This window comes from Cellulophaga sp. RHA19 (assembly GCF_002813425.1).
Lineage (GTDB): Bacteria > Bacteroidota > Bacteroidia > Flavobacteriales > Flavobacteriaceae > Cellulophaga.
The window spans coordinates 3,190,035-3,205,767 of the sequence record NZ_PHUL01000001.1 but is presented as its reverse complement, the minus strand read 5'-3'; the positions used below and the strand labels follow the sequence as shown (position 1 = coordinate 3,205,767).

At 30.4% G+C, this 15,733-nt stretch carries 14 protein-coding genes and 1 other RNA gene; 5 read left to right on the top strand and 10 right to left on the bottom strand.

The annotated features are described in order from the left end of the window. Positions 1 to 74: 74 nt before the first annotated feature. Positions 75 to 2,663, bottom strand: coding sequence for an ATP-dependent chaperone ClpB (gene clpB, locus AX016_RS14125; protein WP_100896225.1), 2,589 nt, complete (start codon positions 2,661 to 2,663; stop codon positions 75 to 77). Between the two features lie 167 nt (positions 2,664 to 2,830). On the opposite strand from clpB, the gene ytxJ reads away from it, so the two are divergent. Further along, complete coding sequence (gene ytxJ, locus AX016_RS14120; protein WP_100896224.1) at positions 2,831 to 3,223, top strand: bacillithiol system redox-active protein YtxJ; 393 nt, start codon at positions 2,831 to 2,833, stop codon at positions 3,221 to 3,223. A 53-nt stretch (positions 3,224 to 3,276) separates the two neighbouring features. On the opposite strand, the gene AX016_RS14115 is transcribed toward ytxJ, so the two are convergent. Together AX016_RS14115 and fahA are read right to left on the bottom strand one after the other, a co-directional pair. Then, positions 3,277 to 4,461: a hypothetical protein gene (locus AX016_RS14115; protein WP_100896223.1), complete on the bottom strand. Its 1,185-nt coding sequence runs from the start codon at positions 4,459 to 4,461 to the stop codon at positions 3,277 to 3,279. Between the two features lie 218 nt (positions 4,462 to 4,679). After that, positions 4,680 to 5,963, bottom strand: a complete 1,284-nt coding sequence (fahA, locus tag AX016_RS14110) for a fumarylacetoacetase (RefSeq protein WP_100896222.1) — start codon at positions 5,961 to 5,963, stop codon at positions 4,680 to 4,682. Between the two features lie 111 nt (positions 5,964 to 6,074). On the opposite strand from fahA, the gene glyA reads away from it, so the two are divergent. Further along, on the top strand, positions 6,075 to 7,346 hold the full coding sequence (gene glyA / locus AX016_RS14105; RefSeq protein ID WP_100896221.1) for a serine hydroxymethyltransferase: 1,272 nt from the start codon (positions 6,075 to 6,077) through the stop codon (positions 7,344 to 7,346). Positions 7,347 to 7,402: 56 nt separating this feature from the next. Here glyA and AX016_RS14100 read toward each other — a convergent pair whose 3' ends face one another. The 7 genes from AX016_RS14100 to AX016_RS14070 form a co-directional block, all read right to left on the bottom strand. Then, positions 7,403 to 8,050, bottom strand: a complete 648-nt coding sequence (locus tag AX016_RS14100; protein WP_100896220.1) for a hypothetical protein — start codon at positions 8,048 to 8,050, stop codon at positions 7,403 to 7,405. Positions 8,051 to 8,200: 150 nt separating this feature from the next. After that, positions 8,201 to 8,866 carry a response regulator gene (locus AX016_RS14095; protein WP_100896219.1) on the bottom strand — a complete coding sequence of 222 codons (666 nt, stop codon included), beginning with the start codon at positions 8,864 to 8,866 and terminating at the stop codon, positions 8,201 to 8,203. 23 nt (positions 8,867 to 8,889) lie between these two features. Further along, entirely contained in the window at positions 8,890 to 10,869 is a 1,980-nt protein-coding gene (locus AX016_RS14090) for a tetratricopeptide repeat-containing sensor histidine kinase (RefSeq protein ID WP_100896218.1), read from the bottom strand. 89 nt (positions 10,870 to 10,958) lie between these two features. Further along, positions 10,959 to 11,222 carry a hypothetical protein gene (locus AX016_RS14085; RefSeq protein ID WP_100896217.1) on the bottom strand — a complete coding sequence of 88 codons (264 nt, stop codon included), beginning with the start codon at positions 11,220 to 11,222 and terminating at the stop codon, positions 10,959 to 10,961. Positions 11,223 to 11,360: 138 nt separating this feature from the next. Continuing rightward, positions 11,361 to 12,092 carry a LytR/AlgR family response regulator transcription factor gene (locus AX016_RS14080; protein WP_100896216.1) on the bottom strand — a complete coding sequence of 244 codons (732 nt, stop codon included), beginning with the start codon at positions 12,090 to 12,092 and terminating at the stop codon, positions 11,361 to 11,363. Between the two features lie 352 nt (positions 12,093 to 12,444). Further along, entirely contained in the window at positions 12,445 to 12,846 is a 402-nt protein-coding gene (locus AX016_RS14075; protein WP_100896215.1) for an acyl-CoA thioesterase, read from the bottom strand. 3 nt (positions 12,847 to 12,849) lie between these two features. Continuing rightward, entirely contained in the window at positions 12,850 to 13,899 is a 1,050-nt protein-coding gene (locus AX016_RS14070) for a glutaminyl-peptide cyclotransferase (RefSeq protein WP_100896214.1), read from the bottom strand. An 88-nt stretch (positions 13,900 to 13,987) separates the two neighbouring features. On the opposite strand from AX016_RS14070, the gene ffs reads away from it, so the two are divergent. From ffs to fsa, 3 genes are all read left to right on the top strand, one after another. Next, positions 13,988 to 14,085: signal recognition particle sRNA small type (gene ffs / locus AX016_RS14065), an RNA gene on the top strand. An 83-nt stretch (positions 14,086 to 14,168) separates the two neighbouring features. Further along, complete coding sequence (locus tag AX016_RS14060) at positions 14,169 to 14,978, top strand: SDR family oxidoreductase (protein ID WP_100896213.1); 810 nt, start codon at positions 14,169 to 14,171, stop codon at positions 14,976 to 14,978. A 76-nt stretch (positions 14,979 to 15,054) separates the two neighbouring features. Then, entirely contained in the window at positions 15,055 to 15,708 is a 654-nt protein-coding gene (gene fsa, locus AX016_RS14055; RefSeq protein WP_100896212.1) for a fructose-6-phosphate aldolase, read from the top strand. The last annotated feature ends 25 nt before the right edge of the window (positions 15,709 to 15,733 follow it).

Genomic DNA, 15,733 nt, shown 5'->3' with positions numbered 1-15,733 from the left:
ATAAAATCTATAAAATAGAACCATAAAAAAAGCCCCTTAAAGGAAGCTTTTTTTACTATTCTTGTTAAATTATATTAATTATTGTTTCTAAACACCAATTTATCATCAAAACTATCTATTAAAACAATACTGTCTGTAGTTACTTTGCCAGATAATATTTCTTTAGATAAATTGTTTAATACTTCTTTTTGTATAATTCGCTTAACTGGTCTTGCTCCATACTGTGGATCATATCCTTTTTTAGCTAAAAATGCAATAGCTTCATCTGTAGCGTCAATAGTTATGTTTTGTTCTGCTACTAGTTTTTTAAGAGCATTTAATTGCAAACGTACAATTTGAGTTATATTGTCTTTAGATAATGGTGTAAACATTACAATATCATCTATCCTATTTAAAAACTCTGGTCTAATGTTTGCTTTTAACAAACCTAATACGTCTGTTTTAGCAGCTTCTGTTGCTTTTACAGCATCTTTGTGCGTATCAAAACTTTCTTGTATTATAGCGCTACCCATATTACTTGTCATTATAATAATGGTATTTTTAAAATCTGCAACACGACCTTTGTTGTCTGTTAATCTACCTTCATCTAACACTTGTAATAAAATATTAAAAGTATCTGGGTGTGCTTTTTCAATTTCATCTAATAAAATTACCGAATAAGGTCTGCGTCTTACAGCCTCAGTTAACTGTCCGCCTTCATCATAACCAACATAACCTGGAGGTGCACCAACTAATCTACTTACAGAGTGTCTTTCTTGGTACTCACTCATATCTATTCTGGTTAATGCATTTTCGTCATCAAACAAATAAGAGGCAAGAGTTTTAGCAAGTTCTGTTTTACCAACACCTGTTGTACCTAAAAATAAGAACGAGCCAATTGGGCGTTTTGCATCTTGCAAACCAGACCTACTTCTTCTAATGGCGTCAGATACTGCCTCTATAGCTTCTTCTTGTCCAACTACACGTTTGTGTAAAACAGACTCAAGGTCTAGTAACTTTTCTCTTTCGCTTTGTAGCATTTTAGTTACCGGAATACCTGTCCATTTTGCAACTACATCTGCAATATCCTCATATGTAACCTCTTCTTGTATTAAAGTACCGTTACTTTGTTGTTCTGCTAAGGTGTTTTGTAATTTATCTAAAGCTTCTTGCGACTCTTTAATTTTACCATAACGTATTTCTGCTACTTTACCATAATCTCCATTACGTTCTGCACGTTCTGCTTCTAACTTATAGTTTTCTATATCTTGTTTTACTTGCTGTATGTTATCTACAACAGTTTTTTCGCTATCCCACTTTGCAAAAATTTCATTACGTTCTTCTTTAATATTTGCAAGGTCTACGTTAAGTATTTTTAGTTTGTCTTTATCGTCTTCTCTTTTAATGGCTTCAATCTCAATTTCTAATTGCATTATTTTACGATCAAGAACATCTAATTCTTCTGGTTTAGAATTAATTTCCATTCGCAATTTAGCGGCAGCTTCATCCATTAAATCTATTGCTTTATCTGGTAAAAAACGATTGGTAATGTAACGTTGAGATAGTTCTACGGCTCCAATAACAGCTTCATCTTTAATACGTACTTTATGGTGAGCCTCATATTTTTCTTTAATACCACGTAAAATAGAGATAGAGCTTTCTGTGCTTGGCTCGTCTACTATTACTTTTTGAAACCTACGCTCTAGTGCTTTATCTTTTTCAAAATACTTTTGATATTCATCTAAAGTAGTGGCGCCAATAGCACGTAATTCTCCACGAGCTAATGCAGGTTTAAGTATGTTAGCGGCATCCATAGCTCCGTCTCCGCCACCAGCACCTACTAATGTGTGTATTTCATCAATAAACAGCACAATTTGTCCGTCTGCACTTGTAACTTCTTTAATTACAGATTTCAAGCGTTCTTCAAACTCACCCTTGTATTTTGCACCAGCAATTAGGGCTCCCATATCTAAAGAATAAATTATTTTGTCTTTTAAATTATCAGGAATATCACCTTGTATAATACGGTGTGCAATACCTTCTGCAATGGCTGTTTTACCAACGCCTGGTTCACCAACTAGCATAGGGTTATTTTTTGTTCTACGAGATAAAATTTGTAGTACGCGTCTAATTTCTTCATCACGACCAATTACAGGGTCTAATTTGCCCTCATCTGCTAGTCTGTTTAGGTTTTTAGCGTATTTCTCTAAAGAATTATAGTTTTCTTCTGCACTTTGAGATGTTACATTGTTTCCGTTTCTTAATTCTGTTATTGCAGCATTTAAATCTTTTTCTGTTACTCCTTGGTCTTTTAAGATTTGAGATATTTTACTTTTAGATTTAAAAATGGCTAAGAGTAGGTGTTCTGTAGATACATACTCATCATTCATTTTTTTAGCAACAATAATTGCTTCGTTAATTGTTTTACCAGCTTCACGAGACATCATAATATCTGCGCCAGTTACTTTAGGTAAACTTTGTAGTTCTTTGTCTACAATCTGTGTTAATAGTGCAACATTTACATTTAATTTTTTTAAGATGAAAGGCATTACGTTTTCATCAACTTTAATTAAAGCTTTAAATAAATGTTCGTTTTCTATTTGCTGATTCCCAAGTTCCTGTGCTAGCAATTGCGCTTGCTGCAAAGACTCTTGAGATTTTATTGTAAAATTATTAATGTTCATATATGTTGTATTTTTTATAGTATTAGTATTTTTACAAGATTAAAGTCAATTATCTTACCAAAGCGATAAGACGGACAAAATGGCTGTTATTACTTGTTTTCGCAAGACAAATAGTCAGTTGTAAGGTTGTAGCTTTGCATCGACTTAACTATAAAATTAAGAATAAAATGGGATTATTTAAAGGTATATTTGGAAGTAAGGATGAAAATAAAAAAGAGGAAAAACAATTGCCTTGGATACCCTTAACTACAGTTGCACAATTGCAAGAGATTGAAGAAAAATCTAAAACCAAAACTCAAATTATTTTTAAACACTCTACTACTTGTGGTATTAGCCGTATGGTAATTAAGATGTTTAGAGATACGTATAATTTTACAGAGGAGCAGGCAGATTTGTATTATTTAGACTTGTTGCAATACAGAGAGGTGTCTAATGAAACAGGTTATAAGTTTCAAGTTATTCACCAATCACCACAATTATTAGTTATAAAAAATGGTGTTGCAGTTGCTAATGCATCTCACGGTAGTATTTCTGAACTAGATTTTGAAAAGTATATTTAAAAAAAAGCCCTTGCAATTGCAAGGGCTTTTTTGTTGTTTGTAAATTTTAAATGTTAGAATTTATGTCTAGTTATAATGTTTTTTAAATTAGCTTTTAAACTTTCTCCGGCATCATAAACCATTTGTTCATTGCTTGGAAATTGTACAGATTTTAAACTTAACATAGAAATTAAATCACTTGTTAAAGCTCTTTTATCACCTCTATAATTAGCGTAATTGTGTTCAAAAATAAACTCACTAGCTAATGGGTAAGTATTTACTTGTTGTTTTGTGTTTAAGTCTGTAAAGCTAACCACACCGGTTACTTGTGCAGATTTAGATTGTGTAAATTGATAAAAGTTACATCTAACAGTTTTAAACTTATCTGTTTTTACTTTGTTTCCATCTTCATCTAAAACAACTTGTCCATCTTCATCTAATACATATTTATAACCATCTTTTATTTGTGATTCTTTAACTAGCTCTTTTTCTCTAATTTGTTCTGGTGAAATATTAATTTCTCTAAAATCAACTTTCATCTCATAATCATACACTACATTGTTTATAGGTTGTGTGTGGTATGCCGTCCATAAATCATTTAAACCATAAGTATTAAAGTTTAATAGGTCGTCCTCTAAACGTACAGGTATAATTTTATCTGTACTATTTACAAGTTTAACTTTAATATAGTCTATGCCTTTGTTGTGAGCCTCTTCAATCTTTAACCTAGTGTCAGCATAGTTAGGACTTAATTCATTTAAATAATTAAAATCATCATAAGCTCTTCTGTAATCATCTTTGTTTACGGCATTTGCAAGTAAGTTACTAGCATTATTGTACAAATACTCTGCTAGTTGCTTTTTAGATGATAAAATTTTATCATCATAATTAGTTATGGTAAAATTAGCATTTCTATTCTCCTCTATAATTCTTAAAGGTAATAGTGGCTTAATTTGCTCTTGAATATTTTTAAGACGATTGTAAGCATTAAAAATATGCTCGTAATTAGAAGCATTACCATCTTTTTTATAAAACTCAATTTGATTTAATTCTCTATCTGTATTTTTTTTAAAAGCATCTTCTAACAAGCTTATATATGGCTGATTGCTTTTTTTAGTTTTGTTGGCTGCTAAGTTCTTAACAGATGTTTGTATTACAGATAAGTAATTACCTGTATTAATAGCTTCTTGTGTTTTTTTAACTCCGCTACAAGAGGCTAAAAAAATAGATACTGCGGTTAATAGTAGAATTTTTTTCATAACATTTGGTTTAATATTGTAGGTACATTTTCAATAGTCGTGCCAATATACAAAAGAGCAAACGCCGTATGCTGCTTAATAGTATATTTTACAAGGGGTTTTAACCTTTTTATTTTTCTTGTAAGACTAAACTTATTGTCTACTATTTTGATTTATAGTATAATTATTAGGCAAAAAAAATTCCCTTATAAAGGGAATTTTTTAAAAGTTGAGCTATTTTATTTTAAAGGAATAGCAGGTAGTAATTTTGTAGAAACTTCTCCAAAACCAATACGTACACCGTTATTTTCACAGTAACCTCTTAAGGTAACTGTATCATTATCTTGTATAAACTTTCTAGTTTCTCCGTTGGTTAATTTTACAGGCTTAGTTCCTTGCCAAGATAGTTCTAGCATAGAGCCGTAAGAATCTGGTGTAGGACCAGAAATTGTACCACTCCCCATCATATCTCCACTATTAACTTTACAACCATTTACTGTGTGGTGTGCAAGTTGTTGTGCCATTGTCCAATACATATACTTAAAATTAGATTTAGATACTGTTGTTGGTTCACCATTTTCTGGTGTAATATCTACCTCTAAATTAATGTCAAAAGACTTTTCTCCTGTTTGCTGTAAATAGGGTAGTGGCTTAGGTTCTTGTACAGGACTAGCGGTTCTAAAAGGTTCTAAAGCATCTAGAGTAACAATCCAAGGAGAGATTGAAGAAGCAAAGTTTTTAGCTAAAAATGGCCCTAGTGGTACATATTCCCATTTTTGAATATCTCTGGCACTCCAGTCGTTAAAAACAACCATTCCAAAAATATAGTCTTCAGCTTCGTTTACAGGTATTGCCTCACCCAAAAGGTTAGCATCAGTAGTAATAAAAGCTGTTTCTAATTCAAAATCTACTAGTTTAGAAGGTCCAAATACAGGTGTTTCTGCTCCTTTTGGTAATGTTTGCCCGTTAGGTCTATGTACAGGAGTTCCGCTTGGTATAATTGTAGAGCTTCTACCGTGGTAACCAACAGGTATATGCAGCCAGTTAGGTAACAATGCATTGTTAGGATCTCTAAACATTGTACCAATATTAGTAGCGTGTTCTTTACTAGAGTAAAAATCTGTGTAATCACCAATTTGAACTGGTAGTTGCATTTCTACTTCGTCCATAGTAAATAACACAATTTTTTTGTGCTCTTCGTTGTTCTGTAATGCTGTATTATTTATATCAAATATTTCGCTAATTCTGTTACGAACTAAACGCCAAGTTTTTTTTCCGTCTGATATAAAATCATTTAAAGAATCTTGTAAAAATATATCATCTGTTAACGGTATACCATCAAAATACCCTAATTGGTGCAATGCACCTAAATCTATAGCATAGTTTCCTATACGAGTACCTATGGTAATAATATCTTCCCTAGTTAAAAATACACCAAAAGGAATATTCTGAATTGGAAAATCTGAAGTAGAATCAACAGAAATCCAAGATTTTTTTGAAGGATCGTTAGTTTTTATAGGCATATTGTACGTGTTAATTTTTTTTTGATAAATTTCTTTTCAAATATATTATTTTCTTCTGATTAAAGAATCGCAATTTGTATTTTTACACTTTATTAACGCAATAAAATATCTATGCAACGCGATAACCAAATTTTTGATTTAATTAATGACGAAAAAGAACGTCAATTAGAAGGAATAGAATTAATAGCTTCAGAGAATTTTACGAGTCCACAAGTTATGGAAGCTGCAGGCTCTGTGCTTACCAATAAATATGCAGAAGGTTATCCTGGAAAGCGTTATTATGGTGGTTGTGAGGTTGTAGATGAAGTAGAGCAATTAGCTATTGATAGAGCTAAAGAGCTTTTTGGTGCAGAATATGTAAACGTACAGCCACACTCTGGTTCACAAGCAAATGCATCTGTATACCACGCTTGTTTAAAACCAGGAGATACTATTTTAGGTTTTGATTTGTCTCACGGTGGACACTTAACTCACGGTTCTCCAGTAAACTTTTCTGGTCGTTTGTATAACCCAGTTTTTTACGGAGTAGAGGAAGAAACAGGAGTTTTAAATTATGATAAAATACAAGAGATAGCTACTAAAGAAAAACCAAAAATGATTATTGCTGGTGCTTCTGCTTACTCTAGAGATATAGACTTTGAGCGTTTTAGAGTAATTGCAGATAGTGTTGGTGCTTTGTTGTTAGCAGATATCTCTCATCCAGCTGGTTTAATTGCTAAAGGTATTTTAAATGATCCTATGCCACATTGCCATATTGTTACAACAACTACGCACAAAACATTACGTGGTCCAAGAGGAGGTATGATTATGATGGGGAAAGATTTTGAAAACCCATTTGGAATTAAGCTTAAAAACGGAAACTTGCGTAAAATGTCTGCTTTATTAGATTTGGCAGTTTTTCCAGGGAACCAAGGCGGACCTTTAGAGCATATTATTGCCGCAAAAGCAGTAGCTTTTGGAGAGGCGTTAACTGATGAGTATTTACATTATATGATTCAGGTAAAGAAAAATGCAGCAGCTATGGCCGCAGCATTTGTTAAAAAAGATTATAAAATTATATCTGGTGGTACAGATAACCATATGATGCTTATAGATCTTAGAAATAAAAATATTACTGGTAAGGATGCAGAAAATGCTTTGGTAAAAGCAGACATTACCGCAAATAAAAATATGGTTCCTTTTGATGATAAATCTCCTTTTGTAACATCTGGTATCCGTTTTGGAACTGCAGCTATTACAACACGTGGTTTAAAAGAAGCAGATATGCAAACTATTGTAGACTTTGTAGATGCCGTAATTAATAGCCCAGAAGATGAAGAGGTTATTTTAAATGTTAGAGATAAAGTAAATGCTCTAATGGAAGGTAGAGCATTGTTTAATTAATATTTTAAATAAAAAACCGTTAAATAAATGGAAAACCTTAATTGGTTTTCCATTTATTATATATGATCTATCATAAATAGGTCACCTCTATTTGTGCTGTTGTTGCGCACATCATAAATAACGGCATCTTCTTCAGACTCATAATAAAGTCCCCAGAACCCGAAGTAAGATTTTTCAGTTATATTATTGGTTAAGTTTATATTATCTTCAGATAAAATTGGTAAGTGTATTTCTGTAGGTAGCTCTAAATTTTCAGTCATTAAACACTCTACATTAGTAACTAACGTATCTAATATAGCATCTAAACTGTTTATAATACTGTTAGTGCACACCTTACTTATAATTACAGATGTATCTGCTAAATATATTGCGCATTCTGCTATATCTACAAATTGTTCTGTATTACACCTTAGTTTTTCTAAGCTCTTATAAAATTGCTCTAATCTAGATGAGTTAATATCTAACTTGTCTTTTAGCCAATTAGAGTTATTATAATAGCAAACGCTTTCAGATAACCAAAAGTTAGATTGAAATTCTATTCCAATTTCATAGGCATCAGGCTTATTATTTAATACTCTAATTAGAACTTTAGAGAAATATGCTTTCTCTAGTTCATTCCTAAAAATTTCTAGTTGTTCTAATATGCATTCTGGGACGTTATTAGAATACCGTATGTCTTTATATCTCGATGGGTTAGGCATCATAGTATGAATTGTAGGTTATACTTACTACAAAACTATGATGATTTTTTGAGTTTGGATTATACGTAAACCTTGGATTTTTTGAGGTTATTAGCTCAAACGGCAAAAAATATGTTAAATTTTTTAACAAGGTAAGTTGGTACTTACAAGCTTTTAAATAAAACCCCTCCTTTTTGCTTCGTTAATTAAAGCAAGGTCGTTTTCATTTTCAATATCAAAAATAAATTTTAATTTACGTTTTCTTGTTTCTATACCTGTAACAGATAAATTTACATAGTCAACCAAATCTTTAGTTTTTATACCTAATGATAAACGGTAAAGAATTTCTTTATCATCTTCATTAATCATAATGTTATTAGTCATTGTTTTTCTAAAAACATCTATAGCAGACTTAGAATAGTAGGTGCTGTCGTTTAAAACATTGTCTAATGCTTTTTCTATAACCTCCTCGTTAACTTCTGTTTTAACAATGTAACCATCTGGATTTACTGATGAAAAGATGTTACTAATTCTTAAACTATCACTAAATGAAGATTGAAATATTATTTTTGTTTTTGGTGAAATATCTCTTAAAAGTATTCCTAGGTTTTCTCCTGTTTTATTACCATCAATATTATCTTTATCAGGCCTTTCTATCTGAATATCTAAAAAAGCAACATCAAAAATGTTAGATTCTATTAATTGTTTTGCTTTTTGGTAACTACCTGCTGTGGTTAAGTTTATATTATATTTAGCTGGGTTTATATCTGCAAATGTATACTGGTATCCTTTTAGTATAAGTTGATGATCATCAACAGCTAATATTTTTAGGGTTCGCATATTTTATTAAACTTTGATCTGGGTTATGTATTAAATGTATCTTTTTTATCTAGCGGTATAGAAATGTGAATTTTTGTTCCATTTCCTAATGTACTGTCAATATTTACTTTAGCGTTTATTTTATTAGCTCTAGAAAATATATTTTTAAGCCCTATGCCTCTTTTTTTCTTTTGGAGGTTAAAACCTACACCGTCATCAGATAAAATTACTGATAAATTTGAATTCTTCATACTTAAATCTAATAAAATATTTTCTGCTTTAGAATATTTTACACAATTCTGAACCCCTTCTTGTATCATTCTATAAAGGTTAATTTTAATTTCAGCATTTAAATGATCCCAATCTATTTTATTATCAAATGTAAAACCTGTTTTTATGTTTGAAGCTTTGCCAGTGTTATGTAGTAATTCAATAATAGAATTTGTAAAGTTTTGCATTTTTTTAGAAGAAGCAGCACTTAAGGTGTGCGAAATTGTTCTAATTTCTTCTGCTGTTTCTTGTAATTGTTTTATAAGATCTAAGCGTTCATCAATGGCTTCTTGGTCTGCTCTTTTGTTAGTAGCTTTTAATATTAAACCTATTCCTGTTAAACTGCCTAAAACACCATCATGTAGCTCTTGAGATATTCTTATTTGCTCTTCTTGTTTAGCTTTTGCTAGTTTACCTTTTTGATCTAGCATTAGATTAAAAGTCTCTAAGTTGGTTTCTTGCTGCTCTTGTTCAAACCTTAATTTTTGATTTTTTATATATTGACTACCAATTACAAAAACTGCAAAAGCCAGTAGTAGTGCACCAATAACTATGTATATAAGTAGCTGTTTTTGCTCTTCTAAAACTTCTTTTTCTTCTAAAACTTCGTCTGTTTCATATTTAATTCTGGTAAACTTATCTTGTAGTAACCTTTCTTCTGCAATTAAGCTATCGTTTAACACAATGTATTTATGTGCATAACTACTGGCGTTAATAGGGTCTATAGATGTGAGTAGGTCATAAGCCTGTAATAATCTTTTATTGTTTTTTGTTTTTAATGAATATTCTTCAGCCTTTTTAGCATTATCTAAAGCCTTTGAAGTATCTTTTTTTAGAATATAAAACTCTGCTAAGTTGAAGTGACTCACTGCTAAACCAGAAATGTCATTTAAACTATCTCTTATATTTAATGATTGTAATAGTTGTTGCTCTACATTAACAGTATCTTTTAGTTTTAGCTTTGTGTAGGCGTAATTGTCTAATACTTTAGCGTAGAACAAAGTTTTTTTCTCATATAGGCTATCTACAGCTAGTACTTTTTCGTAGTTTTTAATGGCGCTATTATAATCTTCTTTATCTCTATATACATTTGCTATATTATTAACTAATGCAGTATTTATTTTGCTTTTAGGTTTTATTTTTTTGTAGTATTCTTGAGCTTTGTTGTAATATTTTAAGGCTCTATCATGTTCTTTTAAAGCATTAGTAACAGACCCTAAGTTGTTATAAGAGTGATATAAATCTATATCTGTTTCTTTTTTGTTGTCAAATAATTCAATAGCTTTTATGGTAGAAATTTCACTACCTCTATAGTCCTTAACATTAGATTGTATAAAAGCGATAGATTGAAGCACTTTACCTTCTTTTATAGCATTACCTTGTAAATTAAAAATTTTTTGAGCTTGTAAATAGTAAAAATAACTACTGTCTATTTTTACTGCTTTTTCAAAAAAATATCCTAAATCCCAGTATGCATTTGATAATAGGGTAGAGTCGTATTGTTTTTTAGATAACTCTATTACTTTTTGGTTCGTTTTTCTAAATTTTAGAGAATCATTTTGTGTTAGATATGTATAAGCTAATGAGTGTAACCTTTTTCTATACAAGGAATCTTTTTTATGTTGTAGTAAATTGGTTGTATCACTATTTTTTTGCTCGTATTTTACATTAACTGTGGTCTCTATTTTTTCTTTTTCATTTTTACATGAAAAGAGTAATGTAGTTATAATAAGTAGAGTACATATTTTTTGCACGAAAATTGAATTTTTAGAATAGTCTAAGGTATAAAAAAAGCCTTAAATTTAACATTTAAGGCTTTACTTTTTTATTTTTTAGTTGATATTTAATCCACAGAACCACCACTACCTTTAGGTCTTTCTATTTCATCATCATCTGTAGCTGCTACACCTCCGCTGCCTTTAGGTCTTTCTACTTCATCATCATCTGTAACTGCTTCTCCGCCACTTCCCTTAGGTCTTTCTATTTCATCATCATCAGTAAGGCTTACATTTTCATACAGAGCATCATTAGAGTTACTATCAGCATCACAAGAAAATAATAATAGACTGAAAATAAACAAGGCAAGTAGGTTAATTAGGTTTTTCATAATTTTTGTTTTAGGTTAAATATGTTTTTATTGCTTTGCTAAAGTATAATCAATATCTTATAAAAATAGTAAGAATTTATTTTCATTAGTATGTAGTTGGTTTTTGTGAGTCTATAGTTTATTTTTATTAGTATTTGATTAATTATGTGTAGAAATAGCATTTTTACTAATCTTATTCTTTATAGTATCTATTTTTTCTTTGTATGATTTTGAAAAGGGTAGTTTTACATCACTTTTTCTTATGACGCATACGCTTTTTCCGTAATTAATTCCGGATACGTAGCTGCTATTTATGATGTAACTTTGATGTATTCTTATGAAATTTTCGGGTAATTTGTTTTCAAATGTCTTTAATGTTTTAAAAGCGCTTATTCGTTTACCACTATGCAAGTATATATCTGTGGCGTTGTTGTCTGCTTTTAAATATAATATATCTGAAGTGTCAATATATTGGTAATCTTTATAAGATTGAAGACATAATGTTGGTGAAGTTTCCTTTACAGGAGTTTGCTTTCTTATTTTTAAAACAGATTTCCTAATATCAAATTCATTATATGGTAGTAGCCAATAATCAAAAAATCCATTCTTTATAGCATCATAGGCGTGTTCCTTATTTTTACTTACACCTATTATTAAAGGAATGTTATTTATATATTGATATAAATCTGAAACCATTCTAAAATATTCTTCAGCATTTTTTTGTAGGTCAACGAAAATAATATCAGGACTATATTTTAAAATACTATTTAATGCACTGTTAGAATTTTCTGAAATATCTACACACATAAAGTCATTATACTCTTCTAAAAAATGCTGAAGTTGCAAATTAGAAGAAGCAGAGTTACCTATTATTGTGTATGAGTAATTCATTGCTAATATTCTCTAGCATAAAATTACATATACATTTATGAAACAGATTACACGTAAACCTCTAATTTTTTGTGGTTTTGAGTGTTAAAATGTCCCTTTTTTTGCCTTTTAGGGGTAAAAACTTACAAATGAAAAGGAAAATAGAATAATTAATTGTTTTCTAGAAAACTGTAAGCATTAATTTTAAGATGATAAATTTTTATTATTTACTAGTAAAATTTTAGAGTCACTTTGGTTTGTTTAAAAAAGAAATTAAGAGTGAAGTTTTTTAAACTGTAATGGTAGTTTGTAATATCCTTATTATATAGTAATACAAATGATTGCTATATGATAAGGAGTAGAATTTTATATTTTATTGATTGGTATCAATGAAAATATTCTTTATTTTTTCTGATACACGTATAGGTTTTAAGCTTTTAGCATTTAAAAGGCACCATTCTGTCTTAGATTTTAAAATAAGTTTGTTTGTTTCTGCATTTTTCATTTCTACAATACGAATAGATATTGCTCCTTCAGATTTTTTAATATAGGTTTTAACCTTAATAACATCATTTAAAACAGCAGCAGATTTATACTCTAAAAAATGAGTGCTAACAACCCACATATGGTTATTTTGTATTTCTTTGCTAGCAGATGCTTGCCAATGTTCTTTAGATATATCTTGTACCCACTGCAAATACCTAACGTTATTAACGTGGTTTAAATCGTCTAAATCATCTGCGGTGACAGTAATAGTTTTGTTGTAGATTTTCACTATTTATTTTTTTAAAATGTTTACCTCAAACATTTTATCCCAATTTTTACCAGTAACAAAAAATGTTTTGGTGGTTGGGTTATATGCAATACCATTTAAAACATCTACATCATCAGTTTTTGTAACCTTATCTTTTAAACCGTTAAAATTAATTATGCCCTCTACAACACCACTCTTTGGATCTATAATTACAGCTACATCTTGGCCAGATTGCCAAGTGTTAGCGTAAATTTTTCCATTAACATACTCTAACTCATTTATTTTAATAAGTTTTTTACTATTTGTATATACTTCAATAGCATCTTCTTCAATTAAAGTATCAGGATTTAATGTCCATATTTTTTCGGAACCATCACTCTTATATAATTTTTCTCCATCATTACAAAAACCCCAGCCTTCTCTACTTTTTCCGTATGTAAATTGGTCTATTTCTTTAAAAGTATTTACATCGTAAACAAATCCAATGTTGCTTTGCCACGTTAAATGGTAAATTTTATCTTTTAAAATAGTTATACCTTCTCCAAACTGGGTATCTTTTAATTTATGCTCCTTATAAATAGTACCTGTTTTATAATCTTTTTTTACCAATACAGATTTCTCTCTCTTTCCAGTACTCTCATATAAGGTATCCTTGTAAAACTCTAAGCCTTGAGTAAAGTAGTTTGGATTATGCGGATACTCATTTAAAATCTCATAAGTATAAATACTAGGTGATGTACCAGCAAACACGGTTATTTTTTTAGAAACCTTAGCTGTAGTATCATCATAACTTACTTCTGCGGTAATAGTTTTGTTGCCTACTTTTTTAGAATCTAATACTAATTTATTATTATTTACTTCAACTTTTTCACCATCTATAGTGTATGTTATAGCATTAATAGTTTTGTTTTTTTTGTTCTTAAGGTTAATATTTACTGTTTCATTTTGGTGAAATTTAGCTTTTTTGCCGGTAATTTGAATTTCAAATAGGCTAGAAGCAGGAGTATTTGCTCCTCCGCAAGAAAATAATAAAACTGTTAGTGCGCTGTAAGTTAAAAGCTTAAGTGTTTTCATAATAATGGTGTTAGTATTAGCAAGGTATTTAATTAAAATTAGAATGAAAAATGATTGCGAAAAATTTAAAAGATTGTATATTTGCAACCGGCAAGTCCTACACGACCAGCTCCTGTTTAATCCCCCAGGGTGGGAACGCAGCAAGGGTACGCGGTTGAGCGGTGCGATGTAGGTAGCTTGCCTTTTTTTATGCGCTAAATTTAGCAAAGCATAATTTCCACCATCCTTTATTTATTTGTTAATTTGCACTCATAATTATTTAAAGTAATATGAGTAATAAAGTAGTCTTAATAACAGGCGGTTCTTCAGGTATAGGTAAATCTATAGGTATATATTTAACTGCTAAAGGCTATACCGTATATGGTACAACAAGGAATAAAGAAAAATATCCAGATTTTAATCATTTTAATTTAGTTGATTTAGATGTTAGAAAACCAGAAACAATAAAGTCTGCCGTTTCTTTTGTGATAGAAAAAGAGGGGAGATTAGATGTTTTGGTTAACAATGCTGGTGTTGGTATAACTGGACCAATAGAAGAAACTCCTAACGAAGAAATTTTAAATGCGTTTAATATTAACTTAAACGGACCAATACACTTAATGAAGGCTGTTTTGCCGCAAATGAGAAAGCAAAACAATGGTCTAATTATAAATATTACTTCTATAGCTGGCTATATGGGCTTGCCTTACAGAGGAATTTATTCTGCAAGTAAAGGTGCTTTAGGTCTTGTGGTAGAGGCAATGCGTATGGAGGTTAAAGATTTTGGGGTGCATATAACAACTGTTGCGCCGGGAGATTTTGCTACAAATATAGCTTCTGGTAGGTACCATGCACCTCTTTTAAATGATTCTGCTTATAAAACTCCTTATGGTAATACATTACAGGTAATGAATGAACATGTAGATTCTGGCGAGGATCCAATACAAGTTGCTAAAATGGTGTTTAAGATAATAAATACAAAAAAGCCAAAAGTGCATTACAAAGTAGGTGCTTTTATGCAGAAATTTTCATTGTTTTTAAAGAGTATTTTGCCAGATAAAACATATGAAAAATTATTATTGAATCATTACAAATTGTAATTTTGCAGAAATTGTAAAATAAGCTGATTAACAGTGAACCTATTATTTAAATCATAATTTTTAAAATAACAAAAAGATGAAATTTTTTATTGACACAGCAAATTTGGCACAAATAAAAGAAGCACAAGAACTAGGTGTTTTGGACGGTGTAACAACTAACCCTTCTTTAATGGCCAAAGAGGGCATTACAGGTAGAGATAATATTTTAAAACATTATGTAGATATCTGCAACATTGTAGATGGTGATGTTTCTGCAGAAGTTATTGCTACGGAATATGAAGCAATGATAAAAGAAGGTACTGAGTTGGCTGAACTACACGAGCAAATTGTTGTTAAATTACCAATGATTAAAGACGGTGTTAAGGCGTGTAAGTATTTCTCTGATAAAGGAATTAGAACTAATGTTACTTTGGTTTTCTCTGCAGGTCAGGCATTATTAGCAGCAAAAGCTGGTGCAACTTATGTTTCTCCTTTTATTGGTAGGTTAGATGATATTTCTACAGATGGTTTAAATCTTATTGCAGAAATTAGACATATTTATGATAACTATGCTTTTCCAACAGAAATATTAGCCGCATCTGTAAGGCACACAATGCACGTTATAGATTGTGCTAAAATTGGTGCAGATGTTATGACAGGGCCTTTGTCATCTATAGAAGGTTTGTTAAGACATCCTTTAACTGATAGCGGATTGGCTAAATTTTTAGAAGATTACAAAAAAGGAAACTAACATTTCTTTTTCTAATATAAAAAAA

Coding starts and splice junctions, on each gene's coding strand:
- clpB (WP_100896225.1), bottom strand. CDS start 2,663: ATGAACATTAATAATTTTACAATAAAATCTCAAGAGTCTTTGCAGCAA.
- ytxJ (WP_100896224.1), top strand. CDS start 2,831: ATGGGATTATTTAAAGGTATATTTGGAAGTAAGGATGAAAATAAAAAA.
- AX016_RS14115 (WP_100896223.1), bottom strand. CDS start 4,461: ATGAAAAAAATTCTACTATTAACCGCAGTATCTATTTTTTTAGCCTCT.
- fahA (WP_100896222.1), bottom strand. CDS start 5,963: ATGCCTATAAAAACTAACGATCCTTCAAAAAAATCTTGGATTTCTGTT.
- glyA (WP_100896221.1), top strand. CDS start 6,075: ATGCAACGCGATAACCAAATTTTTGATTTAATTAATGACGAAAAAGAA.
- AX016_RS14100 (WP_100896220.1), bottom strand. CDS start 8,050: ATGATGCCTAACCCATCGAGATATAAAGACATACGGTATTCTAATAAC.
- AX016_RS14095 (WP_100896219.1), bottom strand. CDS start 8,866: ATGCGAACCCTAAAAATATTAGCTGTTGATGATCATCAACTTATACTA.
- AX016_RS14085 (WP_100896217.1), bottom strand. CDS start 11,222: ATGAAAAACCTAATTAACCTACTTGCCTTGTTTATTTTCAGTCTATTA.
- AX016_RS14080 (WP_100896216.1), bottom strand. CDS start 12,092: ATGAATTACTCATACACAATAATAGGTAACTCTGCTTCTTCTAATTTG.
- AX016_RS14070 (WP_100896214.1), bottom strand. CDS start 13,899: ATGAAAACACTTAAGCTTTTAACTTACAGCGCACTAACAGTTTTATTA.
- AX016_RS14060 (WP_100896213.1), top strand. CDS start 14,169: ATGAGTAATAAAGTAGTCTTAATAACAGGCGGTTCTTCAGGTATAGGT.
- fsa (WP_100896212.1), top strand. CDS start 15,055: ATGAAATTTTTTATTGACACAGCAAATTTGGCACAAATAAAAGAAGCA.